20 protein-coding genes and 1 tRNA gene are annotated in these 25,421 nt (G+C 71.2%); 4 read left to right on the forward strand and 17 right to left on the reverse strand.

The genetic code is table 11. The features are described 5' to 3' along the window. The gene (locus ACFYZF_RS28260) at nt 1-3,405 is read left to right on the forward strand and encodes a Swt1 family HEPN domain-containing protein (protein WP_387025837.1); all 3,405 of its coding nucleotides are present in this window, start codon (nt 1-3) and stop codon (nt 3,403-3,405) included. Nucleotides 3,406-3,620: 215 nt separating this feature from the next. Here ACFYZF_RS28260 and ACFYZF_RS28265 read toward each other — a convergent pair whose 3' ends face one another. Both ACFYZF_RS28265 and ACFYZF_RS28270 read right to left on the reverse strand, forming a co-directional pair. Then, nucleotides 3,621-5,171 carry a hypothetical protein gene (locus ACFYZF_RS28265; protein ID WP_387025838.1) on the reverse strand — a complete coding sequence of 517 codons (1,551 nt, stop codon included), beginning with the start codon at nt 5,169-5,171 and terminating at the stop codon, nt 3,621-3,623. Next, a complete protein-coding gene (locus ACFYZF_RS28270; RefSeq protein WP_387025840.1) occupies nt 5,168-5,575 on the reverse strand; it encodes a hypothetical protein in 408 nt (135 codons plus the stop codon). The genes ACFYZF_RS28265 and ACFYZF_RS28270 overlap by 4 nt, the downstream gene beginning before the upstream one ends. A gap of 497 nt (nt 5,576-6,072) precedes the next feature. Here ACFYZF_RS28270 and ACFYZF_RS28275 point away from each other — a divergent pair, with 497 nt between their 5' ends. Beyond that, the gene (locus tag ACFYZF_RS28275) at nt 6,073-6,420 is read left to right on the forward strand and encodes an Lsr2 family protein (protein WP_387025842.1); all 348 of its coding nucleotides are present in this window, start codon (nt 6,073-6,075) and stop codon (nt 6,418-6,420) included. Nucleotides 6,421-6,664: 244 nt separating this feature from the next. Here the strand turns inward: ACFYZF_RS28275 and ACFYZF_RS28280 are convergent, their stop codons facing one another. Further along, nucleotides 6,665-7,561 carry a MerR family transcriptional regulator gene (locus tag ACFYZF_RS28280; protein ID WP_387025843.1) on the reverse strand — a complete coding sequence of 299 codons (897 nt, stop codon included), beginning with the start codon at nt 7,559-7,561 and terminating at the stop codon, nt 6,665-6,667. Nucleotides 7,562-7,611: 50 nt separating this feature from the next. Beyond that, on the reverse strand, nt 7,612-8,289 hold the full coding sequence (locus ACFYZF_RS28285) for a hypothetical protein (protein ID WP_387025845.1): 678 nt from the start codon (nt 8,287-8,289) through the stop codon (nt 7,612-7,614). Between the two features lie 495 nt (nt 8,290-8,784). Between ACFYZF_RS28285 and ACFYZF_RS28290 the strand changes: the two genes are divergently transcribed. Continuing rightward, nucleotides 8,785-9,966 carry a tyrosine-type recombinase/integrase gene (locus ACFYZF_RS28290; protein WP_387025847.1) on the forward strand — a complete coding sequence of 394 codons (1,182 nt, stop codon included), beginning with the start codon at nt 8,785-8,787 and terminating at the stop codon, nt 9,964-9,966. A gap of 114 nt (nt 9,967-10,080) precedes the next feature. On the opposite strand, the gene ACFYZF_RS28295 is transcribed toward ACFYZF_RS28290, so the two are convergent. The 9 genes from ACFYZF_RS28295 to ald form a co-directional block, all read right to left on the reverse strand. Further along, nucleotides 10,081-10,154 (reverse strand) — tRNA-Pro (locus ACFYZF_RS28295). Between the two features lie 191 nt (nt 10,155-10,345). Next, nucleotides 10,346-11,749, reverse strand: coding sequence for a ribosome biogenesis GTPase Der (gene der / locus ACFYZF_RS28300; RefSeq protein WP_387025849.1), 1,404 nt, complete (start codon nt 11,747-11,749; stop codon nt 10,346-10,348). After that, nucleotides 11,746-12,426: a (d)CMP kinase gene (gene cmk, locus ACFYZF_RS28305; RefSeq protein ID WP_387025851.1), complete on the reverse strand. Its 681-nt coding sequence runs from the start codon at nt 12,424-12,426 to the stop codon at nt 11,746-11,748. The genes der and cmk overlap by 4 nt, the downstream gene beginning before the upstream one ends. A 188-nt stretch (nt 12,427-12,614) precedes the next feature. Continuing rightward, nucleotides 12,615-13,385 (reverse strand): pseudouridine synthase, encoded by a 771-nt coding sequence (locus ACFYZF_RS28310; protein WP_387025852.1) that lies wholly within the window; start codon nt 13,383-13,385, stop codon nt 12,615-12,617. Continuing rightward, entirely contained in the window at nt 13,372-14,358 is a 987-nt protein-coding gene (scpB, locus tag ACFYZF_RS28315) for an SMC-Scp complex subunit ScpB (protein WP_387025854.1), read from the reverse strand. Before scpB ends, ACFYZF_RS28310 begins: the two co-directional genes overlap by 14 nt. Then, nucleotides 14,355-15,395, reverse strand: coding sequence for a segregation and condensation protein A (locus tag ACFYZF_RS28320; protein WP_387025856.1), 1,041 nt, complete (start codon nt 15,393-15,395; stop codon nt 14,355-14,357). The genes scpB and ACFYZF_RS28320 overlap by 4 nt, the downstream gene beginning before the upstream one ends. An 87-nt stretch (nt 15,396-15,482) precedes the next feature. After that, the gene (locus tag ACFYZF_RS28325; protein ID WP_387025858.1) at nt 15,483-16,406 is read right to left on the reverse strand and encodes a ParA family protein; all 924 of its coding nucleotides are present in this window, start codon (nt 16,404-16,406) and stop codon (nt 15,483-15,485) included. Between the two features lie 211 nt (nt 16,407-16,617). Next, nucleotides 16,618-17,625, reverse strand: a complete 1,008-nt coding sequence (locus tag ACFYZF_RS28330) for a site-specific tyrosine recombinase XerD (RefSeq protein ID WP_387025892.1) — start codon at nt 17,623-17,625, stop codon at nt 16,618-16,620. After that, nucleotides 17,622-18,737, reverse strand: a complete 1,116-nt coding sequence (gene ald / locus ACFYZF_RS28335) for an alanine dehydrogenase (protein WP_387025860.1) — start codon at nt 18,735-18,737, stop codon at nt 17,622-17,624. The genes ACFYZF_RS28330 and ald overlap by 4 nt, the downstream gene beginning before the upstream one ends. Before the next feature lie 225 nt (nt 18,738-18,962). Here ald and ACFYZF_RS28340 point away from each other — a divergent pair, with 225 nt between their 5' ends. Next, the gene (locus ACFYZF_RS28340) at nt 18,963-19,277 is read left to right on the forward strand and encodes a TM2 domain-containing protein (protein WP_387025894.1); all 315 of its coding nucleotides are present in this window, start codon (nt 18,963-18,965) and stop codon (nt 19,275-19,277) included. A gap of 147 nt (nt 19,278-19,424) precedes the next feature. Here ACFYZF_RS28340 and ACFYZF_RS28345 read toward each other — a convergent pair whose 3' ends face one another. From ACFYZF_RS28345 to ACFYZF_RS28360, 4 genes are all read right to left on the reverse strand, one after another. Then, the gene (locus tag ACFYZF_RS28345; protein WP_387025862.1) at nt 19,425-20,030 is read right to left on the reverse strand and encodes an NUDIX domain-containing protein; all 606 of its coding nucleotides are present in this window, start codon (nt 20,028-20,030) and stop codon (nt 19,425-19,427) included. Beyond that, on the reverse strand, nt 20,027-21,790 hold the full coding sequence (locus ACFYZF_RS28350) for a CTP synthase (RefSeq protein ID WP_387025864.1): 1,764 nt from the start codon (nt 21,788-21,790) through the stop codon (nt 20,027-20,029). Before ACFYZF_RS28350 ends, ACFYZF_RS28345 begins: the two co-directional genes overlap by 4 nt. 152 nt (nt 21,791-21,942) lie before the next feature. Beyond that, nucleotides 21,943-24,249 (reverse strand): hypothetical protein, encoded by a 2,307-nt coding sequence (locus ACFYZF_RS28355; protein WP_387025866.1) that lies wholly within the window; start codon nt 24,247-24,249, stop codon nt 21,943-21,945. Further along, the gene (locus ACFYZF_RS28360) at nt 24,249-25,421 is read right to left on the reverse strand and encodes a glycosyltransferase family 4 protein (protein WP_387025868.1); all 1,173 of its coding nucleotides are present in this window, start codon (nt 25,419-25,421) and stop codon (nt 24,249-24,251) included. Before ACFYZF_RS28360 ends, ACFYZF_RS28355 begins: the two co-directional genes overlap by 1 nt.

Raw genomic sequence — 25,421 nt, forward strand, 5'->3', positions numbered from 1 at the left:
ATGGCGATCTCGAACCGCGACCGTATCGGCCAGATGTTTGACGCGCTGTCTCCAGCGCTGAACGAGTTCATCACGAGAGTCGTCTCCCCTCAACTACCGCAAGGCCACGACTGGACACAGCTGGTCGCGCTCAAAGACTCCAAGAACGGCGTCTCGGGTAAGGCCTACTCGACGACCGACCCGCAGCTCCAGCTGCGCATGCTGACCGAAAACATCCCCCACCAGGTCAAGCCCGGCTGGTTCCCGTTCGACGGTCAGTTGTCCAAGCTTCAGCAGTCCTACGCCAGCGAGTTGCGCGACGTGCGCAACGGCTGGGCGCACGGGGCCTCGTTCAGCAACGACGATGCCTACCGGGCGCTCGACACTGCGGAGCGGCTGCTGTCGGGGATCGGTGCGTCCGAGGCGGCCGCAGAGGTCGCCAAGATTCGGCTGAACCTGCGCCGTGTCACGGCGGAGAAAGATGACCGCCGCACGCTCAAGGCCGCCGCCGAGACGGCTGACTCGACGGGGCTCCGGCCGTGGCGCGAGGTACTCCGACCGCATGACGATGTGGCAACCGGCAACTTCCAGGCCTCGGAGTTTGCCGCAGACCTGTTCAAGGTCGCCCAGGGGCAGGCCGGCAACGACTATGCCGACCCGGTGCAGTTCTTCTCGCGTACCTACCTGACCGAAGGGCTGCGCGACCTGGTCGACCGCGCGGTCCGAAGGATGACCGGGGATGACAACGCTTCCCCGGTCATCAACCTGCAGACCAACTTCGGTGGCGGCAAGACCCACTCGATGCTGGCGCTCTGGCACCTGGCCGGCGCGACGTCGCTCGGGTCCTTTCCTCAGGACACGCAGGACCTGCTGGGGCCCCTCGGCTACGACACCATTGAGGATTCCCACCGTGTCGCCATAGTTGGCAACCACTTCGCCCCCACCGGCGAGACCAAGCCGGACGGCACGGTCGTACGAACGGTCTGGGGTGAGCTTGCCTGGCAGCTCGGTGGCGCTGAGGCGTACGCGATGGTCGCTGATGCTGACCGGGCCAGCACCAATCCAGGCCGCGCACTGCACGACCTCCTGGCGGCGTACTCGCCAGCGGTCATCCTGATCGACGAGTGGGTGGCCTATGCCCGGCAGTTGCCGGACCAGCCCGACGAGGCGACTGCCGCCGGTATCACCGGCGGCACCTTCGACACCCAGTTCACCTTCGCCCAGTCCCTTACCGAGGCCGCGAAGGCAACCAGCGGAGTACTGCTGGCGATCTCGATCCCCGCGTCCGAAACGGGGAAAGATCCCAACGAGGTCGTTGCCGGTAACGCCGAGGAGGTCGGCGGTCGCCGTGGCCTTGAGGCGCTGCAGCGGCTGCAGAACGTCGTCCGCCGGGTCGCCGATCAGTGGCGGCCCGCCTCCTCGGACGAGGCTTACCACATCGTCCGGCAACGGCTCTTCGTCACCCCGGACGCGAACGCGCTGGCCTCCATTGGCGCCACGGCACGAGCGTTCGTGGAGTTCTACCGCAAGCACAGCGACGAGTTCCCCCGTGAGGCCAGGGACGGGACCTACGAGGACCGGATCAAGCGGACCTACCCGATCCATCCGGAGCTATTCGACCGGCTCTACGAGGACTGGTCGAGCCTTGAGCGCTTCCAACGAACACGCGGTGTACTGCGCCTGATGAACACCGTCATTCACGCCTTGTGGGTGGGGGAAGACAATGGTCCGCTGATCATGCCTGGGTCGATTCCGCTCGCGACCTCCGCGGTGAACTCCGAACTCACGCAGTACCTGCAGGACTCGTGGAAGGCGATCATCGACGCCGACGTCGACGGCCCGAACTCCGAACCCACCAAGATCGATAACGAGAAGCCGCTGCTTCAAACCCGCCGGGTCACCAAGCGGCTGGCTCGGGCCGTCTTCTTCGGTGCCGCTCCGACCATCGGCTCAGCACACAAGGGCCTGGAACGTCAGCGCGTCTTCCTCGGCACCGCGATTCCCGGTGACATCCCGGGCAACTTCCACTCCGCGCTCTCCGCCCTCGGAGACCGGGCGACCTACTTCTACTCCGGGTCGGGAAAGTACTGGTACGACCTTCAGGCCAACATCACCCGCCGGGCCAAGGATCAGGCCGAGCGCCTGCACGTCGAAGAGGTCTGGGCCGAGGTGCGCCGCAGGCTCGCCGACCAGGCCCAGCGGCGCGGCGACTTCGCCGGCGTGCACATCTGTCCCGAGGACAACGGCGACATCCCCGACACCGATGAGGCACGGCTGGTCATCCTGCACCCCAAGGTCACCCACAAGAAGGGTAACCAGGAGTCCAGCGCCATGAAGTTCGCGCGGTCCGCGACCGACCAGCGTGGCACCGCCCACCGGGTGCATCGCAACATGTTGGTCTTCCTCGCGGCCGACGTGAACCGCATGGAGGAACTGGAGTCGGCGGTGCGGGACTACCTCGGGTGGTCGCACGTGCTGGAGAATGCCGACGAACTCGATCTCACCCAGAACCAGAAGAACCAGGCGACGGACAAGAAGCGGCAGGCGCAAGACACTGTCAACTCGCGGCTGCTGGGTGCCTATCACTGGGCGCTCGTGCCGGAGGCCCCCAACCCCGGTTCGCCGTTCGTCATCACCGCCACCAAGGCGGAGGGGCAGCCGACGTCGCTGGCAGAGCGCGTGTCGAAACGCCTCGGTGCCGATGGAGCCTTGGCGACCCAGCAGGCGGCTGCGGCCATCTCGCTCTGGCTCAACCGTCTTCCGAAGCTGTGGGAGAGCGGTCACGTTAGGGTTGGTGACCTCTGGCGCCAGTACACCACGTACCCCTACATGCCCCGGCTGAGGGACAGATCGGTGTTGGCCCGGGGCATCGCTGACCAGCCATTGCTGTGGCAGCAGGAGGGTTTCGCTGCTGCCCTCTCCTTCGACGGGGAACGTTACGAGGGACTTAAGCTGCCGTCGGAGGGTGATTTCGGCCAGGTCACCGATGCCACGCTGCTGGTCAAGCCGGAGGTAGCGCTCGCGCAGCGAGAGCGTGAGACACCCCCTGAGCCCGAGCCCGGGCCGGGGCCCGGCACCGAGCCTGGCCCCGGCCCGGGACCCGGTCCTGGGCCTGGGCCCGGACCTGGGCCTGGGCCCGGACCTGGGCCTGGGCCCGGACCTGGGCCTGGGACAGCGCCGAAGCCGAAGGTCGACTACTTCTTTGGGAGCAAGACCCTCGACGCAACGCACTACGGACTGGACTTCAAGAAGCTGATGGACGAGGTGATTCAGCACCTCTCCGCCTCGCCCGGTGTCAACTTGAAGGTCCGCGTCGAGATTGAGGCCGAAGCCGTTCACGGCTTCTCGGAGTTTCAAGTCCGCACGATCTCGGAGAACAGCAGCTCACTCAAGTTCGACCAAGCTGGTTTCGAGGAACAGCACTGAGCGACGGTCTGGCACCGAAGCGCCCGTCGGCAGTGACCGCTGCCGACGGGCGCAACATCGTCCGGATTCCCCCTATTGGTCAGGGTGGTGTGAACGCGGGGTGCTGACCCAGAGGGCCCGGGGACGCCTCCGTCGCTGTACTCGCACGCCACGAGTACGGCCAGCCCCAGGATAGTGGCGAACTTGGCCCCTGCGGGGTGCCGTGATATCCGCGTTCAGAGACTGGGCCCGTCCTCCGGCCGATCGTAGTGGTGGTGTTGCTCTGCGCGTTCCGGCTCATCGTGTTGTGGCCCTCGGCGCGCCAGCATCTCGGCGATGGCTTGGGTTCTGTGTCTGCCCTGTGCGGCACGGCCGCCCTGCTCACGGTACGGCTGGGGCGAGGAAAGGTGTCTGGTGCTGTCAGTGGGGACGGGCACGGTAGCGGGTTTTCGAAGTGCACGGTTGCGTGGGGTGGCGGGGCGGCGGTCTGCCTCGTGCACGCCGGGTAGGACGGCGGAGCCCGTCTCGCCGGCCAAAACGACCGTCTCCTCGTGAAGTTGCCCGGTGAACTTGAGCAGTGTTGCGCCTTGCGGGCTTGCCGGGCCTGCCCTGATCCACTTGGGTCGGACGGCACGATCCGTGGGTCGTCGTTGCAGTGGATCGGGTTCGAGCATGTCACCGCGGCGCATGGCGATCAGTGCGCCTTGGTGTATGAGCGTGGTGAGGTCGGGCAGCCGGGCGGCGAGAGCAGCGCCGGCGGACCGCCATGCCTTGGCGCCCCGTGAACGGAAGAGGGTTGTGGGGTCTCGCCAGTCTTCGTTGGGTCGTAGCTGACTGCGCAGCCAGCTCTCGGCTGCGGAGAGGACGGTGGGGCCGACGCCGGGTTCTGGGTTTCCGAGGGTGTGTAACTGGTAGGAGGCTCGGGCTGCTCCACGCCATACGGCGGCGAGGATCCCGGCGGTAGGGGTCTTGCGGGTTCCACGGTTGGCAGCATGGGCGAGGTAGTCGATCTCGTAGGTGAGGGCGAGTCCTGTCCGGAGAAGCACCTTGAAGTCGGTGGCGGTGAGGTCCCGGTGATGCTGCACCAGCCAGGTGCGGGCTACATCGAGTGCGCGGACGCAGTCTGTCGGCGAGTTGATCGGTGCCCACCGTTGGGCGGTGTCGGTGATTGGTGGCGGTTGGAGGTCATGCAGCAGGCTGTGCAGCGCAACGTGGGAGGCAACGGCGTCTACGGTGTGACGTAACGTCAAGCTCGTGGTCATGGCGTCTGACGCTGCGGTCCGCACGATGAGTTGGTGGCTTCCTGCGGCTATTCCCCGGGTCAGCCAGGCCGCGAGGCCGTGGTCGACTTCGCTGACGGTGCGGGCGAGCTGGGCCAAGCGCGCGAGGCTGTCGGTATGGAAAAGGCGTGCCTGAATGGCGAGGCCTTCCGGTGAGCGAGGGTGGCCGGTTGCCGGGTCGAATTGGGTGTTGAGGATGTCGCTCGCTACCCGGGCGGCGTCCGCGGCTTGGCGTAGTGCCGCCGGCACCGGGTGGTCTGTCGGCGGCGAGAGGGGTATCTCACCGGCTGTGGTGTGGGTGGCGTGCTGGAGTTCCCGGGTGAGGCCGGTGTCGTCCTCGTCGGCCGAGAGGCACCTGACCTGACGTTCGAGGGCGCGGTACAGGTGGGTGCGCGCGATCGCCGCGGCGGCGTGATCGGCGATTCCTCCGAGGGTGGGACGGCGGAGGTTCACCTGCGCGGCGGCGAGGGCGGCTGCCGCTCGGTCGAGGTGTTCGCCGTAGGTCACGGTAGTTCCCGTATGGCCCGGTCCAGGTGTTGTGCCGCCGAGGCCCAGGCCAGTCGCCGCCACGGGGATGCTGTGTCGTCGGTGGCGGCGTCGGCGTAGAGGTCAGCGAGGACACAAAGTAGCGACCGGATCGGTTCCCGCGTTTCCTCTGCCATGTCGGCAGTGAGTTGAGGAACATCGACGGTCAGGGTCAACTCGCCAGGCATCCCGTCGGCGAGCCTGTCGATGCATTCACCAATGGTGAGACTGGCGAAGGTCCACCTGTCCGCGATGTCGGGCATAACATCGGCTGCTGACATTCCGATCTGATGGGCGACCAGGAGCGCCGATCGGGCCTCCACTCCATCCGGCGTCGGATTGGTCGCAAGGTTTCGTTGAACATCGGAAATCAGGGCCAACGTCATACCACCATCCTTCCTTCCGGCAGAGTGAAGGTCAATCGATGCGTCCAGCCCAGGAACGCGGGCATCTCGTGCGGGTGGAATCGGATGCCCGGGGTGAGGGGCGGGGCGGAGTTAGGGCTGTGACGTGGGATCGAGGCTACGGGTCTACAAGTTCAGGGACAACAAGAGCGGCCACATGTGGTCGCACGTCTCCGATTCGGGCCAACAGTCGGTTCCACCGGTCTGCCCGGTTGCCAGTGGCATCTGGCACTGACGTCGATCATCCGGCGACGCCCATCGCTGTCAGGTAGTACTCGCGGTATCGGACTGTCGTTGACAACGCTGCCAGGTCCGGGGCAGTCGTTGCGGAAGCCACCGATACCCGTTGCCGACATCTGGGCTTGGCCTTCAGCGGTTCTTTGCGGCAAGCCACGGTGAATTTCTCTCGTCCGCGGGCGCTGTTACGCTTTGATCGTGTGGCACACAAGGTGCTGTTTCAGATCGAGGAGTAGTCAGGAATGGCGAGGAAAGTCATCACGGTACTGACCGACGACCTCGACGGTGGGGCGGCGGATCGGACTGTCGAGTTCAGCCTGGACCGGGTGGGTTACACCATCGATCTCTCCGACGAGCACACAGGTGCTCTCCGCAACGCCCTCGACCCGTTCATCAGCGCTGGTAGGCGGGCCGGTCGGCATGTGGTGGACAGCGGACGAGCCGCCCGCGTCACGGCCCGTGCTACTACGGCTGGCGCGACCCGTGAAGAGAATCGCGCGATCCGAGAATGGGCTACCAGTCAGGGCCACGAGATCTCCGCGCGTGGCCGCATCCCTGTCTCGGTCGTTCAGGCGTACAAGAACCGCTGACCGGCCGGCACCACGGTTCACCGCCACGCGGGGTTGCTCGGGGGCCCGGCAAGGACGGCTAACGTCTCGTCACCGCGCGCACAGGGCGCGACAGCCGGTCCACCCCGACTCCCCGCGTTAAGGGGTGCGCTCGCCCGGCCTGGCAGGGCCCGCTACTCGCAGCGGTCCTCCGAGCCCCGCCCGTACGGCTCGCAGCAGTCCGCCCGGTGGCGGTAGACGCGCACGTCACGGCCGTGCGACCGACCTACGTCGTTGGTCCGCTCATACAGGCACGCACCCCAGACGACGGACTCCCCGCCGCCGTCGATGACCTGCCCGTCGCCGGGCCCGCCTCGCAACACCACGTCCACCCCACTGACCGTACGTCGCGCCCCGCGGGCAACGCCTGCCTTCCCGCAGCCTCCCATCCGGCACCCGCCCGAAGAGATGCGTGATCTGCGCTCCGAGCCCGAGGCGTGTCCCGCATACTCCGCGATGCGGCACCCGAGGGGCGTTCATTCGTTCCGGCTGATCTTCCGGCGCTGCCCTCGCTTCCCCTTGCACGATCAGCACAGGGGGAGAGATGACCAGCTTTCACAGCTCGGAGTGAGTCCGAGACACCGGCATGCGGGACTGTCAGCTCTTGCCGGGCTGCGGCCGCCGATCGAGCCGATGCTTGCCGCCTCCGTGGACGTGCTCCCCGAAGGGCCACTGACCGCATATGAGCCGAAAGGGGTGGTTGGCGATGCCTGGCGTTTCGCCACGCCGACGCCGTCTTTCTCCAGTCCCGCACCGGCAAGGATCTGACCCCCGAGTTCCCAGACCCTGACTGGCATTCCTTCGCCGCCCGCACAGCTGACGTAGTCGGCTCCGCTCGACCGCGGCGGGTCTGACCCCCCGCTCTTGCGGACCACGCTGCCCGCCGCAGCGCGACGGCGGTGCCGTCGCCGTCGGCCTCCACCTCGGTGATCCGGGCGAGCGGCACGCCTAACTCGGCGATGCGGCGGATGCGCACGAGCCGGGCGAGATTGTGCACGTCGTACTGCTTGTAGCCGTTGTAGCGGCGGCTGGGCTTGCTGAGCAAGCCCAGCCGGTGGTAGTGCCGAATGGTGTTCACCGTGGTCCCGGCGAACTCCGCGAACTCTCTGGTGCTCCGGGCCACGCGGTCCCCTCTCCACGCTCCGGATGCGGGAGCCCACCGAGACGATGGAGCTAGTCCGGCGGGCCAGGATCGACGAGCGCGGCGATGCGGGGCCCGAGATCCGGCCGTCGCGCGCCGAACCAGTCGACGAGCATGCGGGCCTGCTCTGCGGAGAGCCGGGGTGGCGGCAGAGGCGGCTCCGTCTCGGACCACCGGAGCACCGCGTCCAGCACCACCAGCGGCCAGTCATCGACCGAAGAGGGCAGCATGCTGTGTATGACCATCGCAAGCCGGAAAGTGGCGTTCGAATCGCTGATATGGTCGAGGTGCGCCGCGGCACAGCGAATCCGGTCAAGGTGATCCGTTTGCTCCTGATCGGAGGCGAGGACTCGGACTTCCAGGGCATCGGCGACTGTCTCGGCGTCGGCATCGGCGTCGACGGTCAAGCTGCGGAAGAACACCGCGCGTCCCTGGGCGCTGATGTACGGAAGCCAGACGAGCGCGGCGCGGTACAGGTCCCGGGCCTCCTGTCGGGAGAGCTCGGCCCGGCCTAAGACGAGGCGGAGAAAATCCGAGAGAACGGTGGCCGGCTGCCCACCGACCCCGTGATAGACGCCGTCACCCAAGATGTTGAGACCGGACGTCCACAACGGCGTGATCGCATCGCGCACAAGGTCGTTGACCGTGTCGGCGAGGAAGTGGTCCTGCCACCCGGCCTGCCGGATTGCGCTTCCGCCTCGTACAAGCACCGCGGACCTGCTGAGGTTGGTCGGCGTCGACCGGTACAGCCTCGACCAAGAGGGCTCATCAGAGCGGACGGGCAGTTTGTCATCTGGGCTCTCCGGGGCTCTGCGGCACAGCCCATCCTGGGCGGCACCGCCCCGCCAAAACATCATCGACCAGAAGTGCGAGGATGCCCGAGGCCGTCAGGTCGGGCCTCAGAGCTACCAGCCTCTCCATCTCAGACCCAGTCAGTCTGATCTTGACCTGCTGATCCCGCTTCTCCCGAGCAGGCAACGGCGGCAGGTTGTCGCCGACAGGACGCCGTCGCGGCATTCTTCAGCTCCTCAGCAAGCAGAGATCGAACAGATCCATGACGACCGAGGGTCCCACATCTTCGCATCACCCATCCCCATACGCCACCTATGGTACCGAATTAGGGTACCGATATTCGGTACCATATTCGGTAAGGTGCCGATGCAGCGACCCAAAGCACACCCCTCTGCGGAAGGAGCAGGACCAACGTGAGTACCTCGGACCCGATCAAGAAGATCATGCTTCGCAGCGGCAAGACCCGCTACCGGTTCGTCCTCGACCTCGGGCGCAAGCCGGACGGACGTCGTGACCAACGCACCTACACCTTCGACACCAGGAAGGAAGCCAAGGCGGAGTACGCCCGGATCAAGCACGAGACCAACCGCGGCACATATGTCAAACCAGGCAAGATCACCGTCGTCGAGTTCCTCGACGAGTGGTTGACGTCCGCCACCCGCGATGTCGAGAAGGCCACCGCCGCGAACTACCGCGACGCCCTCCTACCGGTCCGGGCCCGCCTCGGCGGCAAGCCGCTTCAGGACGTCACCGAGGCCGACATCGAGGCACTGATCGACTGGATGCTGACGGAGGGCCGGCGACGTGGCGGCAAGCCGGGAACAGGGCTGGGTGTCCGATCGGTGCGCCTGACTCTCGGCCGGCTCCGGACCGCGCTGAACGTCGCGGTTCGCCGCCAGCTCGTGGTGCGGAACGTCGCAGCGTTCGTAACCATCCCCAGGTCACTGGCGAAGGCCGCCGCTGAGGCGAGGGCAGAACGCAAGCCCTGGACTCAGGACGAGGTGAAGGCGTTCCTGGCCGGCATCACCGGCGAACGCTTACACGCCCCCTGCCTGCTGTCACTCATGGGCCTGCGACCCGCTGAGGTGTGTGGACTGCGCTGGTCCGATGTCGACTTCGAGGCCGGCACGATCGCGGCCGGGGAGAACACGCGGACGCTCGTCGACGGCGAGATCGAAGAGAAGGAGGCCAAGTCGGCGGCCGGCAAACGCGGCCTACCGATGCCCACCACGGTCACGAAGGCCCTGGAAGCCTTCCAGACGCTGCAGAAGAAGGAGCGACTGAAGGCGGGCGATGCCTACGTCGACAGCGGCTACGTCCTGGTCAACGAACTCGGCCAGCCGCAGCGCACCGACTGGTTCCGCCGCCGGGTGTATGACCTGATGACAAAGGTTGGGGTCCGCAAGGTTCGACCCTACGACGCGCGGCACGCCTGCCTGACCTACCTCGCCGGCGCAGGGGTGCCCGACGTCGTGCTGGCGGCTTGGGCTGGACACGCAGACGGTGGCACGCTCGCCAAGCGGGTCTACGTCCACCCGGACAACAGCCACCTGAAGGTGGCAGCCGAGCACCTCGAATCAGGGCTGTTCGGGTGACACCCACCGCCCGAAATCCAACCGTACGAGCGTACGTGATGAATTGTGAGACGGAACAGCAAGAAGACCTCGATTCACCGAAGTGAATCAAGGTCTTGGCCTGCTGCTTTGCTGTCGGGACGGCCGGATTCGAACCGACGACCCCTTGACCCCCAGTCAAGTGCGCTACCAAGCTGCGCCACGTCCCGATTGCTCCCGCGCGGTGTTCTTTCTCCCTGCGACAGCCGGTACAGCTTAGCGCACGATCTTCCCCACCCGCGCATCGACCCCGCCCACCCCACATCCCCCAAGGCGTCCTAGGAGGGTGGGGTGGTGGGTAGGACAGAGAAGCCGGGCGGGGTCGCGTGCCCCGCCCGGCTTCAGGTCCTGCGGATGAGGGTCAGCCGTGCGCCTTGCCCCGGCCGCCCGGGCCGAGCTTCTTGCGCGGGCGTACCGAGATCTCCACCGGGCTGCCCTCGAAGCCGAACTCCTCGCGGAGCTTGCGCTCGACGAAGCGCTGGTAGCCGGCGTCCAGGGGCGCGGTGGTGAAGAGCACGAACCGCGGCGGGGCGACGCCCGCCTGGGTGGCGAAGAGAATCTTCGGTGCCCGGCCGCCGCGGATCGGGTGCGGGGTCGCCTGCACCAGCGCGGTCAGCCACTGGTTGAGCTGGGCGGTCGGCACCCGGGTCTCCCAGCTCGCCAGGGCCTTGCGCAGCGACGGGGCGAGCTTGTCGACCGCGCGGCCGGTCATCGCCGACAGGTTGAGCCGCAGCGCCCACGGGATGCGGCGCAGCTCCCGCTCGATCTCCTTGTCCAGGTAGTACCGGCGGTCACCGTCGACCAGGTCCCACTTGTTGAAGGCGATCACCAGCGCCCGGCCGGACTCGGTGACCATGGCCAGGATCCGCTGGTCCTGCTCGCTGATCGGCTCGCTGGAGTCGAGCAGCACCACCGCCACCTCGGCGGCCTCGATCGCCCCGGCAGTCCGCAGGCTGGCGTAGTACTCGGTGCCGCTGGCCCTGCCGACCCGCTTGCGCAGCCCGGCCGTGTCCACCAGCTGCCAGGTCTCCCCGCCGATGGTGACCAGGCTGTCCACCGGGTCGACGGTGGTGCCGGCGACCGAGTCGACGACCGCCCGCTCCTCGCCGGAGAACCGGTTGAGCAGGCTGGACTTGCCGACGTTGGGCCGGCCGACGAGCGCCACCCGGCGCGGGCCGCGCGGGCGGTTCTCCACGATCGCCGGCGCCTCGGGCAGCGCCTGCAGGATCTTGTCGAGCAGGTCGCCGGAGCCCCGACCGTGCAGCGCGGAGACCGGGTACGGCTCGCCCAGCCCGAGCGACCAGAGCGACGTCGCCTCCATCTCGATCGAGGTGTTGTCGGCCTTGTTGGCCACCAGGATCACCGGCTTCGCGCTGCGCCGCAGCATCTTCACCGCGGCCTCGTCCACGTCGGTGGGGCCCACCATGGCGTCGACCACGAACAGCACCACGTCGGCGGTGACGACGGCGATCTCGGCCTGTGCGGCGATCGCCGCGGCCCGGTCCTTCGCGTCCGGCTCCCAACCGCCGGTGTCCACCACGGTGAACGCCCGGCCGGACCACTGCGCGTCGTACGGAACCCGGTCCCGGGTCACCCCCGGGACGTCCTCCACGACCGCCTGCCGGCGACCGATGATCCGGTTCACCAGGGTGGACTTGCCGACGTTGGGACGGCCCACCACAGCCACGACCGGCACGGGGCCGGTCGGCTCCTCGGCGTCGAGGTCCGGCTCGCGCAGCTCCACCCAGCCCTCGTCGGTGGTCATGCCACTCCCCGTTCGGTCAGCAGCGCGCGCAGCCGGGCGACGACCTCGTCGATGCCCAGCTCGGTGGTGTCCAGCATCACCGCGTCGGCCGCCTGTTGCAACGGGTCGGCCTTGCGGGTCGAGTCGAGTTGGTCCCGGCGGGCCAGGTCAGCCGCCGTGGCGGCCACGTCGGCGGCGTCCTCGACGCTGCGCCGCTGGGCGCGGGCCACCTCGGAGGCGGTCAGGTAGACCTTCAGATCCGCGTCCGGCGCGACGACCGAGCCGATGTCCCGGCCCTCGACCACGATCCGGCCGGCCTTGGCGATCAACTCCCGCTGCCGGGCCACCAGCAGCGCTCGTACCGCCGGCACCGCGGCCACGGCGGAGACCGCGGTGGTGACCTCGGAACCCCGGATCTCCCGGTCGACGGTCACCCCGTCAGCGGTCACCCCGTACCCCTGGGGGTCGGTGCCGATGCGCAGGTCGACCTCGGCGGCGACCTTGCCCACCGCGGCGGCGTCGGTCAGGTCGACCCCGGAACGCAGCACCGCCCAGGTGATCGCCCGGTACATCGCGCCGGTGTCCAGATAGCGGGCGTCGAGCCCGGTGGCGAGCCGCCGGGAAACGGTGGACTTACCCGAACCGGACGGCCCGTCCACAGCTACCACGCAGCGCCCGGCCCGTACGTTTTCCTCCACCGTGATCCTCCTCAGCCCGTGTCTCGCGGGGCCCGGCGGCCCGTCGCAAGCGGTTGTCGTCGTCGTCAATCATGCCCACGGCCGGCATTCCGGCCGCGCGCGACGCCGCCGGTGGCGACCCACGCCACCGTGCGCCCCACCCGGGGCGCCACGGAAGCCTACCGGTTGTGGTACCCCGCACCGCGCGGTCAGTCACCCACGGCTTTGAACAGCGCGGCGACCTCCGCGTTGGTGAGCCTGCGGGTCCGCCCGGCGCGCAGGTCGCCGAGGCGGATCGGCCCGATCGCGGTACGCACCAGCCGGGCCACCGGGTGCCCGACCTCGTCCAGCAGGCGCCGGACGATGTGCTTGCGCCCCTCGTGCAGGGTCAGCTCCACCTGGGCGGTCTTGCCCAGGGTGTCCACCAGCTTGAAGGAGTCCACCGTCACAGGGCCGTCCTCCAACTCGATCCCGGCCGCCAGCCGCCTGCCGAGGCTGCGCGGGATCGGCCCGGCCACCTCACACAGGTACGTCTTCGACACCCCGTACGACGGGTGCATGAGCCGGTGGGCGAGGGTGCCGTCGTTGGTGAGCAGCAGCAGGCCCTCGCTGTCCGCGTCGAGCCGCCCGACGTGGTAGACCCGCTGCTCCACCCGGTTGCTGATGAAGTCCGACAGCGCGGCACGTCCCTTCTCGTCCGCCATGGTGGAAACCACCCCGCGCGGCTTGTTCATCGCCAGGTACACCAAGCGGGTGTCGGCCTGGAGACGCTCGCCGTCGACGTGGATGACGTCGCGGGTCGGGTCGGCCCGGTCGCCGAGTTGGGCCACCCGGCCGTTCACCGTGACCCGGCGGCGGAAGATCAGGTCTTCACAGGCACGCCGGGAGCCCACGCCGGCGGCGGCCAGCACCTTCTGGAGGCGTTCGGCCCCCTCGAAGACGGGCGCGTCGGTTTTGGGGGCACGGTCATCGCGTGGCATCGGCAAGCTCTTCTACGTCGTCGGGGAGGAACGGGGCGAGCGGCGGCAACTCGTCGACGGAGTTCAGCCCCAGCTTTTCCAGGAACATCGTGGTGGTCCGGTAGAGGAACGCCCCGCTGTCCGGTTCGGTGCCGCACTCCTCGATCAGGCCGCGGGAGACCAGCGTACGGATCACCCCGTCGCAGTTGACACCCCGGATGGCCGAGATCCGCGACCGGGTCACCGGCTGCTTGTACGCCACCACGGCCAGTGTCTCCAGCGCCGCCTGGGTCAGCCGGACCGACTGCCCGTCCAGCACGAACCGCTCGACGTACGTAGCGTATTCCGGCCGGGTGTACAGCCGCCAGCCGCCAGCCGCCCGGCGCAGCTCGAAGCCGTGCCCGGCGGCGGTGTAGCCGGCCGCGATGTCGTCGAGCACCGGGCCGATCCGCTCGGGGGACTGCTCCAGCACCTGGGCGAGGGTCAGCTCGCCGACCGGCTCGTCCACCACCAGCAGGATCGCCTCCAGCGCGCCGCGCAGTTCCGCGTCGTCGAGCACCACGGCCGGGGGCGGCTCGGGTGCCCTCCGCCGGCCCCGCCTCGACGCGCCCCCCTCGGCAGCGCCGCTGACCCCGCCACCGCCACCGCCACCCGACCCGCCCCCCGCTCCGCCTGCGGCGAGAGCCTCGGGGACGGCCACGTCCTCCCCCGGTGTGCCCGTGTCGTCCCCCGGTGCGCCCGCGTCGGCGACCCTCGGCGGTTCCGCCTCCTGAAGGTGCCGATCCGCGCCAGGGTCCGCTGCCGCAGCGACCCCGTCGGAGATCTTGGAGGGATTCGGCCCCTCGGGGGGCCGTCTGCTTCCAAGATCTTCCGAGGTCTGGTCGGGGTCGACAGGTGTGGGGGGTTCCGGGCGGGGCTGGGCGGGGCGGTCCCAGGGTGGGATCCAGGCGGCGGCCTGGTCGGCCAGGGAGTCGCGGCGTTCCTCTTCGCTCATTCCGGTCGCTCCTCCGTCGTCGCCTCGGGCTCCGCCTCATCCCGTGGCCCGTCCTGCGCCGTGCCAGCTCCGTCGGGCGGCACCGCGACCGGCCCGGGCGGCACCGCGACCGGCCCAGGCGGCACCGCGACCGGCCCAGGCGGCACCGCGACCGGCCCAGGCGGCACCGCGACCGGGTCGGGCGGGGTGCCGGCGTACTCGTCGACGTGCAGGTCGGCGGCTCCGTCGGCGGGGCCGGTCCAGCGGACCGTCAGCTCCTCCAGGGCCTGCTCCTGCATGAAGGAGACCAGGCCCTCCCGGTACAGCTCCAGCAGGGCCAGGAACCTGGCCACCACCTCCAGGGTGGCCTCGCAGTCGGCGCAGAGCAGCGAGAATGTCGCGGTGCCGGCCCGGCGCAGCCGCTCGGCGAGGATCGCGGCGTGCTCACGGACGCTGACCCGGACCATGTGCACGTGTGCGATGGACACCTCGGGCGCCAGCTTCGGGGTCATCGCCCTGACGGCGATCCGGAGCAGCCGCTCCGGTCCGATGCCGAGGACCAGGTCGGGCAGCGCCTCGGCGTACCGGGCCTCCAGGGTCACCGCCCGGGGATACCGCCGGCCGCCGACCGCCTCCAGCGCGGCGATGTGCGCAGCCGCCTCCTTGTACGCCTTGTACTGCAACAGCCGGGCGAAGAGCAGGTCCCGCGCCTCCAGCAGGGCGAGGTCCTCCTCGTTCTCCACCTCGGCGGCGGGCAGCAGCCGGGCCGCCTTCAGGTCGAGCAGGGTGGCCGCGATCAGCAGGAACTCGCTGGCCTCGTCCAGGTCCCACTGGTCGCCCATGGCCCGGATGTAGGCGATGAACTCGTCGGTGACCCGGTGCAGGGCCACCTCGGTGACGTCGAGCTTGTGCTTGCCGATCAGTTGCAGCAGCAGGTCGAACGGGCCGGTGAAGTTGTCCAGCCGGACGGTGAACCCGGTCGCCGCGCCGGCGTCGACCTCGACGGCCGCCCCGGCGGGCGGGAGCGTGGCGGGCGGGTCGAGGGGCGGGGCGGTCACCGGACGACCGTAGTCCACGCTCCCCGGTCCCCGGCGGGAAGGCACGCCCCTGATCGAGGGCGCACGCTGGGACGACGGCGCACGGGGCTACCGCTCCGCCTGCTGGGCGATCACCTCGCGGGCGAGCTGGCGGTAGTTGCGGGCGCCGGACGAGGCCGGGTCGAGGGTGGTGATGGGGGCACCGGCCACCGTGGACTCCGGGAACTTCACCGTCTTGGTGATGACCGTCTGGTAGACCTTGTCGCCGAAGGCCTCGACCACCCGCTGGAGCACCTGACGGCAGTGGGTGGTGCGGCTGTCGTACATGGTGGCGAGGATGCCCTCCAACTCCAGGTCGAAGTTGAGCCGCTCGCGCACCTTGTCGATCGTGTCGAGCAGCAGGGCCACACCCCGGAGGCTGAAGAACTCGCATTCGAGGGGGATGAGCACGCCGTGCGCGACGGTCAGCGCGTTGATCGCCAACAGGCCCAGCGAGGGCTGGCAGTCGATCAGGACGTAGTCGTACTCCTTGCGGATCGACCTGAGCACCCGGGCCAGGGCCATCTCCCGGGCGACCTCGTTGACGAGCTGTATCTCGGCGGCGGACAGGTCGATGTTGGCCGGCAGCAGGTGCAGGCCGGCCACGTCCGTCTTGATCAGGACGTCCTCGGCGGTGACGTCGTCCTGCATCAGCAGGTTGTAGACCGACAGGTCGAGGTTGTGCGGGTTGACCCCGAGCCCCACCGAGAGGGCGCCCTGCGGGTCGAAGTCGACCAGCAACACCTTGCGGCCGTACTCGGCCAGAGCGGCGCCCAGGTTGATGGTGGTGGTGGTCTTGCCGACGCCACCCTTCTGGTTGGCCATCGCGATGATCCGGGCCGGCCCGTGCCGGTCGGTGGGCATCGGCTCGGGAATCGGCTTACGCATCGTGTAGGCCGCCGGGTCCGCCGGGCCGAGCCCCGCACCGAGCGAGGCCTGCTGCTCGCGGAGCTCCGACGTCCAGGTCTCGGCACGGTCACCGTTGCCAGCCATGTCCTCGTTGCCCCCTCCCGACGACCACCCGGTGTCGGAGCCGTCCGACGTCCCTCGCGGCGCCGCGGCGCACCCCGGTCATCCACCCCGCAAGGTCCGCGCCACGCCGACTGTACGCCACCGGCCAGCAGGGCGATCGGCACCGGTACGGCGTGTCGGCAGGTACGCCGTACCGGTCGGGGCCGTGCCCGGCCGCGGGGAGGGAACGGGGTCAGCCCCGGGCCCGGGGGTGGGCGGTCGCGTACACCTCGCGCAGCCGCTCCACGGTGACCAACGTGTACACCTGGGTGGTGGTCACCGAGGCGTGGCCGAGCAACTCCTGCACCACCCGTACGTCGGCGCCCCCGTCGAGCAGATGGGTGGCGTACGAGTGACGCAGGGTGTGCGGGGAGACCGCGCCGGAGCCGGTCACCGGCAGGCCCGCCCGCTCGGCCGCCCGGCGCAGGATGGTCCACGCGCCCTGCCGGGTCAACGCCGCCCCGCGCGCGTTGACGAAGACCGCCGGGGTGCCCCGGCCGGCGGCGACCAGCCCGGGGCGGGCCCGCACCAGCCAGGCGCGCAGCGCCTCGACGGCGTACCCGCCGACCGGAACGAGGCGGGTCCGGCCGCCCTTGCCGCGCAGCAGCACCGTCCCCTCGGCGGCGTCCAGGTCGTCCACGGCGGCGCCGACGGCCTCGGAGATGCGCGCCCCGGTGCCGTACAGGAACTCCAGCAGCGCCCGGTCGCGCAACGCGAGCGCGGCGCCCTCGCCGGTGGCGGCCACCGACCCGGCGGTCTCCAGCAGCCGGACCACCTGGTCGACGGCGAGCGCCCGGGGCAGCCGGCGCGGCGGGGCCGGTGGCCGGACGTCACGGCTCGGGTCCACGTCGGTCAGCCCCTCGCGCAGCGCGAAGCGGTGCAGGCCGCGCACGGCGCTGGCCGCCCGGGCCGCCGAGGAGACGGCGAGCGGCGGGTGGCCGTCGTCGCCGGCGCGCAGCCGGGCCAGGTGCGCCTCGACCTGGCCGGCGTCCACGGCGGCCAGATCGGCGACGCCGGCCGCGGCGAGCGTCGCGAGGTAGCGCTCCAGATCCCGACGGTACGACGACAGCGTGTTCGCGGACAGGCCACGTTCGACGGCGAGGTGGTCGAGGTAGCCGCGCACGGCGCGACGCAGGGCCGGCGCGGGCTCCTCGCCCGGACCGGCCCCGTCGGTCGTCGCGCCCCGCGCGTCGTCGGTCAGGCCAGCACCTCGTCCAGCGGCAGGGCCGGCAGGCCGTGCGCCTCGGCGACCGGGCCGTAGACGACCCGCCCGTCGTGGGTGTTCAGGCCCAGCGCCAGGGCCGGGTCGCGGCGCAGCGCGTCGCGCCAGTCCCGGTTGGCCAGCTCCAGCGCGTACGGCAGGGTGACGTTGGTCAGCGCGTAGGTGCTCGTGTGCGGCACCGCGCCGGGCATGTTCGCCACACAGTAGAAGATCGACTCGTGCACCTGGTACGTCGGATCGGCGTGCGTGGTGGGGCGGGAGTCCTCGAAGCAGCCGCCCTGGTCGATGGAGATGTCGACCAGCACGCTGCCCGGCTTCATCCGGGAGACCAGCTCGTTGGAGATCAGCGTCGGGGCCTTCGCGCCGGGCACCAGCACCGCGCCGATGACCAGGTCCGCGTCGAGCACGGCCCGTTCGATCTCGTACGCGTTGGAGGCGACCGTCTGCAGGTGGCCCCGGTAGATGGCGTCCGCCTGGCGCAACCGGGCGACGTTCTTGTCCAGCAGCAGCACCTCGGCCTGCAGGCCGAGCGCGATCGCGGCGGCGTTCATCCCGGACACGCCGGCGCCGATGACCACGGTCTTCGCCGCGTACACGCCGGAGACGCCGCCCATCAGGATGCCGCGCCCGCCGCCCTGCCGCTGGAGGTGGTACGCGCCGACCTGCGGGGCGAGCCGACCGGCCACCTCGGACATCGGGGCGAGCAGCGGCAGCGACCGGTCGGGAAGCTCGACGGTCTCGTACGCGATGCCGGTGACCTTCCGGTCGATCAGCGCGTCGGTGCACGCCTTGGACGCGGCCAGGTGCAGGTAGGTGAACAGCACCTGCCCCTCGCGCATCCGGTGGTACTCCTCGGCGATCGGCTCCTTGACCTTGAGCACCAGCTCGGCGGTCTCCCACACCTCGTCGGCGGTGGCCAGGATCTTCGCCCCGGCCGCGGCGAACTCCTCGTCGGTGATGCTGGACCCGACGCCGGCGCCGGACTCGACGAAGACCTGATGACCGCCGCGGGTGAACTCGTTGACGCCCGCGGGCGTGATCGCCACCCGGTACTCGTGGTTCTTGATCTCGCGGGGGATTCCGACCTTCACGATGCAGACACCTCTCTTCGGGGCGTCCCACCCCGACCGCACGGTGCGCGGCGGCTCCGTTGCCGCCGCGGTCCACCGGTCCCGTCGGCGGCAGTCTAGGCGCGCCGCCCGCCGTGCAGCGCCGACACTGTGGCATCCGGTCCCCGCCGGTGCTGACGATGTGTCAGGCATAGACAGAACCAATTCGTGGAGGACATCTCAGCCATCAGGACACATTCGACCCCGATCGTCCCAAGGGACGGACGGCGGTACGGACAGGACGTGAGTGGATCACTAGGGTGTCGCCCCATGACCACTCCTTATCAGCAGTACCCGCAGGGTGTCTCCGACAAGAGCAAGCTCGTCGCGGGCCTCCTCGGCATCTTCCTCGGCACCTTCGGCGCCGGGCGTTTCTACATGGGCGACACCAAGACCGGCGTGATCCAGCTCGTGGTGAGCCTGGTGACCTGCGGCGCCGGCGGCATCTGGGGCCTCATCGACGGCATCCTGATCCTGGTCAACGGCGGCGTCGACGGGCAGGGCCGCCCCCTGCGCGACTGACGTCCGACAGCGACGGAGAGGGGCCCTGCGGTTCGCCGCAGGGCCCCTCTCCTCGTCGTACCCGCCGGCCGGGGCCCGGTTCCACCGGCCCCGGTCCCGGCCCTGGTGGAAAGCCCCTGGTCACGGGCCGCCGGCCGGCCCGGCCGCTCAGCGCGGTGGCGGCGCGTCCGGGCGGCGCAGCACCGACCAGCCGGTGTCCCGGGCGCGGACGGCGGCCAGCAGCCCGGCCACGGCGGACGCGTTGGTGATCTCCCCGGCCAGCACCATCCGCACCGCCTCGTCCAGGTCGACCCGGATGACCTGGAGGTCCGCCTCCTCCTCGCTGCGCCGGTGGCGCCGCTCGGCGGGCACGTCGGCCAGGTCCCGGGCCAGGAAGACCCGGACCACCTCGTCGGTGAAGCCGGGCGAGCTGTGCAGGTCGACCAGCACGTCGACCGTGCCGGCGGTGAGGTCCACCTCCTCGGCCAGCTCGCGGGCCGCCGCGGCGGCCAGGTCCTCCCCCGAGACGTCCGTCAGGCCGGCCGGCAGCTCCCACAGGTGCCGGCCGACGGGGTGGCGGTACTGCCGGATCAGCACCACCTGGCCGGCATCGTCCACCGCCACGACGGCCACCGCGCCGACGTGCCTGACGTAGTCGCGGGCGGAGGTGCCGCCGCCGGGCATGGTGACCTCGTCGGTGACCACGGAGAAGATCCGCCCGGCCCAGACCTGCCGCCGCCCGGTCACCTCGTAACGGTGCTCCACGGCGCTCACGACGCCGACGCCGGGTTCTTCTCGACGGCCGCTCCGCCGTTGCGGTCCGCCCGGCGGGCCGCTTCCTCCGCCGCCGGGGCGGCGTCCAGATTGACCGGTAGCTGGTCGGCCTCGGAGTACGTCACGGCGGCCTTCACGAACGCCGCGAACAGCGGGTGCGGCCGGGTCGGCCGGCTCTTCAGCTCGGGGTGCGCCTGGGTCGCCACGAAGAACGGGTGCAGGGCGCGGTCCAGCTCGACGAACTCGACCAGCCGGCCGTCCGGGGACGTGCCGGAGATGGCCAGCCCGGCCTTGGTGAGCTGGTCACGGTAGGCGTTGTTCACCTCGTACCGGTGCCGGTGCCGCTCACTGACCTCGGTGCTGCCGTACGCCTCGGCGACCAGCGACCCCTCGGCGAGCGTCGCCGGGTACGCACCGAGCCGCATGGTGCCGCCCAGGTCGCCCCGGCCGGCGACGATGTCCTCCTGGTCGGCCATCGTGGCGATGACCGGGTGCGCGGCCTCCTCGTCGAACTCCAGCGAGTTCGCCCCGTCCAGGCCGGCGAGGTGGCGGGCCACCTCGATGGTCATGCACTGCAGGCCGAGGCACAGGCCGAGCAGGGGCACGCCGTTCTCCCGGGCGTACCGGGCGGTGCCGATCTTGCCCTCGATGCCGCGCACGCCGAAGCCGCCGGGGATGACGATGCCGTCCACGCCGGCCAGGGCCGCCGCCGCGCCGGCCGGGGTGACGCAGTCGTCGCTGGGCACCCAGCGCAGCTGCACCCGGGCCCGGTGGCCGAAGCCGGCCGCCCGGATCGCCTCGCTGACCGACAGGTACGCGTCGGGCAGGTCGACGTACTTGCCGACCACCGCCACCGTCACCGTGTGGTGCGGCTGGTGCACGCGGTCCAGCAGGTCGTCCCAGCTGGCCCAGTCGACGTCGCGGAACGACAGGCCGAGCCGGCGCACCACGTACGCGTCCAGGCCCTCCCGGTGCAGCACCTTCGGGATGTCGTAGATGCTCGGCGCGTCCGGGGCGGCGACGACCGCCTCCCGGTCCACGTCGCAGTAGAGCGAGAGCTTCTCCTTGAGCTTGTCCGGGATCTCCCGGTCGCAGCGCAGCACGATCGCGTCCGGCTGGATGCCGATGTTGCGCAGCTGGGCCACCGAGTGCTGGGTCGGCTTGGTCTTCAGCTCCCCCGACGGGGCCAGGTACGGCACCAGGGAGACGTGCAGGTAGAAGCAGTTGTCCCGGCCCAGGTCGTGGCGGACCTGCCGGATCGCCTCGAGGAACGGCAGCGACTCGATGTCGCCGACGGTGCCGCCGACCTCGGTGATGACCACGTCCGGAGCCTGGCCGTCGCCGTCCGGGTCGGCCATGCCGAGGATCCGCGCCTTGATCTCGTTGGTGATGTGCGGGATGACCTGGACGGTGTCGCCCAGGTACTCGCCGCGCCGCTCCTTGGCGATCACCTCGGAGTAGATCTGGCCGGTGGTGACGTTCGCCTTGCCGGACAGGTTCCGGTCCAGGAAACGCTCGTAGTGCCCGACGTCCAGGTCGGTCTCGGCGCCGTCCTCGGTGACGAACACCTCGCCGTGCTGGAACGGGTTCATCGTCCCCGGGTCGACGTTGAGGTAGGGGTCGAGCTTCTGCATCACCACGCGTAGCCCGCGTGCGCTCAGCAGACTGCCGAGGCTGGAGGCGGTGAGGCCCTTACCCAGCGAGGAGGCGACTCCCCCGGTGACGAAAATGTGCCTGGTCGTCCGTGCTGAAGGGGCCAAGGCCTGCTCCCGTGTCGTCCGTCGCGGTCGTGCAGACCGCCGTGCCGATCAGCAAAGTGATCACGCGATCCACGGGATTCCACGCTAACACCTCCCCGGGCCGGACCCGCAGGCCGCACCCGAGGTCCCCCGCCAGGGCAGCCCCGGGGGGGTCAGGCCGTCGCAACCTCGGTTGACGCGCGGGGGCCCCGATCCGGCGTGTATCGGGCCGGGTCAGCGCCGCCGGCCTCGCCGGCCGGACCGGCCGGTGCCGAACCGGCCGGTGCCGGGCCGCCCGCCTGGGCCGCCGCCGCGTCCAGGTCGCCGCGATCCGGGGTTCGCGCGGACCCGCCGGGACGGCCATTGGCCGGGCCGCCGTCGGCTGGCTGGGTCCGGTCGGTGGAGTGGTCGAGCACCCGCAGCGCCGCGAGGGCCGCCATCGGCACCGCCAGCGCCCCGGCGGCCCCGGCGACGTCGAGGGCGGAGCCGCTGAGCACCCCACCGATGACGGCGGCCACCGCCGTGCCGGCCATCGCGGCCCGCATCGCCGGGTAGATGCCGAACAGCCGCATCAGCCCACCCCACGGCTGGAGCAACGCGAACCAGACCAGCAGGGCGCCGGCCAGGGCCAGCACGGTCAGCGGGCTGTTGACCAGCGTCTCGAAATTGGCGCCGCCGGACCGGTGCACGGTCAGCCCGCCGGTGCCGTCGCCGACGGCGGCCAGGAACCGGCCGAGGCTGCCCCGCTCGGTGGCCGGCCGGCGTAGGTCGATCACCGCGTAACCGATGGTGAGGGCCAGCCCGGCCATGGTGGCCCAGACCAGCCGGCTGACCGTCAGCCAGCCGCCGGTGCTGATCGCCGCGGCCACGCTCACCCCGGCGGTCAGCGCGATCGCGCCGATCGAGTCCGTCCCCAGGTACGGGCTGCCGACCACCACCACGGCGAGCCCGCCGACGGCGACCACCACCATGGGCCGCCACTGGCGGCGGACCCTCTGGGCCAGCCAACCGGCGCAGAGCAGCGACCCGGCGATGAACACGCCGAGCCCGACGGTGCCCAGGCCGGCGAACCGGCCGCCCTGCAGGGCCGAGTAGCCGACCACCCCGTTGAGCTGCAACCGGGCCCCGGTGAGCACGTCGGTGGCGACGACGAGGGTGGCCAGGCCGGCGACCGCGCCGAGTGGGCCGAGCGTCGAGGCGTGCCCGGGGGCGAACCGGACGGCGGCGGTCCCCCCGACCACCAGCAGCGCCGTCACAATGGCGAACCACCAGCCGGCGTGGTCGCCGCGCCACCACGGCACGACGTCGGCGAGCAGGGCCGCCGGCACGGCCAGTGCGACGGCGACGAGCAGCAGCTCCACGGTCGCCACCACCCGCCGGGGCACCGGCTTCGGGCCGACCGGCCCGGCGTGCCGGCGGGCGCGGCGCAGCAGCGGAAGCACCGCGAGGGCCAGCAACACCTGCGCGCCGGTGAGCAGGGCGAAGAACCAGCCGGCAACCCACCGCTGGGCGGCGGACTCCCGGTCGGCGTCGGCCGGTGCGGCGAGCGCGGCCGGCAGGTCCGCCGGCCGGCCGCCGACGGTGACCGCGGGCCGGCCGAGGAACAGCCGCTCCGGCATCGGCCGGCCGAGCGCGGCGAGGGCGGTCGGCGCCAGGTCGACCAGTTGCAGGTAGCCCTCCCGCCCGGTGGTGGGCGAGGTCAGCCAACCCCGCTCCCAGCCGGGGCCGTCGGCGACGGCGACGTGCAGCCGGGACGGCAGGCCGGTGTCGGAAACCCCGGCGACCAGCACCAGGGAGCGCGGGGGCCGGGCGGCGAGCACCCGGGCCAGGTCGGCGTCCGCCCGGCGGGCCTGATCGGCCCGGGCTGCCGGGTCCTCGCCGGAGACGGCACCGAGGTCGACGATGCTCAGCACGCAGGAGCCGAGCAGCGGGGCTGGGTCGTCGGGCAGCCGCGCGGCGTACCGGTCGACCCGGCCGAACGGGCGGGCGGCGGCCACCGCCGCGCCGGGGCCGACCGCGACCGAGCAGCGCACCGACTCGGACAGCGCGCCGGGCACCGCGCCCCAGGACCGGCGCTGCTGGTTGTACTGCACGACGCGCCCCTGGTCGGGCAGGTTCGCGCCGATGCCGTCGGGCTGTTCCACGGTCACTCCGGCGGACGGGCAGGCACCCGTGCCGCGGCTGCCGTTCCAGGCGGCGAAGTTGCCGGCGCCGAGGGTGAGCCAACCGTCGACGGGACAGGTGGGCCGGTGCGCGGAGCGCACCGACAGGGAGCCGATCGAGCCCTCCTGCGCCATCCGCCACAGCGTCGGGGTGGCCTGCGGGTCCACGTCGTCCCAGCGCAGGCCCGCCACCCCGGCCAGCACCACGAAGTCGGCGGTGCGCTTGGGGGCCTCCCCGGTCGGCCGCGCGGCGAGGGCGGCGACGCCGAGGACCACGACCATCAGGGTCAGCAGCGCCGGCGTTACTCTGCGCAGCATCAACGGTGTCCCGTCGACGGGGTGTCGGGGGTGGCCGGGCCGGCCGCTTCGGAGGCCAGCTCCGCGTAGAGCGCGGCCAGCTCGGCGACGGTGTCCGCCTCGGTCGGCCAGGTCCCGGCCCGTGCCACGCCGGCCCGGCCCAGTTCGGCCCGGCGGTCGGCGTCGTCGAGCAGCCCCCGCACGGCGGCGTCGACAGCGTCCACGTCGCCGGGGGGCACCAGCACGGCCGCGTCGCCGACCAGCTCCGGCAGGCCGCCGACGGCGGTCGCCACCAGGGGTACGCCGGCGTGCAGCGCCTCCTGGGCGAAGAGTTGGCGAGCCTCCCAGTCGCTGGTCACCACGGCCAGGTCGGCGCCGGCCAGCAGGTCGGCCACGTCGGTGCGGTGCCCGAGCAGGGTGACCGGGGCGCGGGCTGCGGAGACCCGGGCGGCCAGCGGCAGGTACGCCGGCCCGCTGCCGGCGATCACCACGACCGGCGGCGGGGTCCGGCCGCGCAACCGGGCAGCGACGTCGATGAGGACGTCGTACCGCTTCTGGGGGTGCAGCCGGCCGACCGAGACGATCAGCGGCTGGTCGGCGGCCACCCCGAACTCGGCGCGGACAGCGGCCCGGCGGCGGCGCGGCGCGGGCAGCGTCGGCGCGGCGACCGGGGCGAGCCGGGCGTCGGCGGCGCCGAGCGCGGCGGCCCGCTCGACCAGGTCGGTGGAGGCGCCGAGCGCGACCCGGACGCCCCGGGCGACGATCCGCTCGGCGAGACGGGACAGGGCGCCGCGCAACCCCCGGGCGAGGACCGCGTTGTGCCAGGTGACCACCAGTGGGGCCGCCGGCCTGGAGAGGACGGCGACCAGCCCGGCGCGCAGCCCGTGCGCGTGCAGCACCGCGACGGGCTCAGCGGCGGGCTCGGCGGCCAGCGCGCGGCGCAGCGCGGCGACCGCCCGGGCGTCGGCGGGGGTGGGGCTGGCCGGGATCTCCACCGGCCGGAACCGGGCGCCCACGCCGGTGAAGTCGAACTGCTCCTCGGTGGCGGCCGGACCGCAGACCAGCACCGGAGCGCCCGCCTCGGCTAGCCCGCGGGCGACGGAGCGGACGTGCTGGCCGACGCCGCCGGTGCTGGAGGCGAGCAGCAGTGCCACGGTGCCGTTTCGGCGGACGTTCGGCGTCGCGTCCGTCAC

It is taken from the genome of Micromonospora sp. NPDC001898 (genome assembly GCF_042891255.1).
Lineage (GTDB): Bacteria > Actinomycetota > Actinomycetes > Mycobacteriales > Micromonosporaceae > Micromonospora.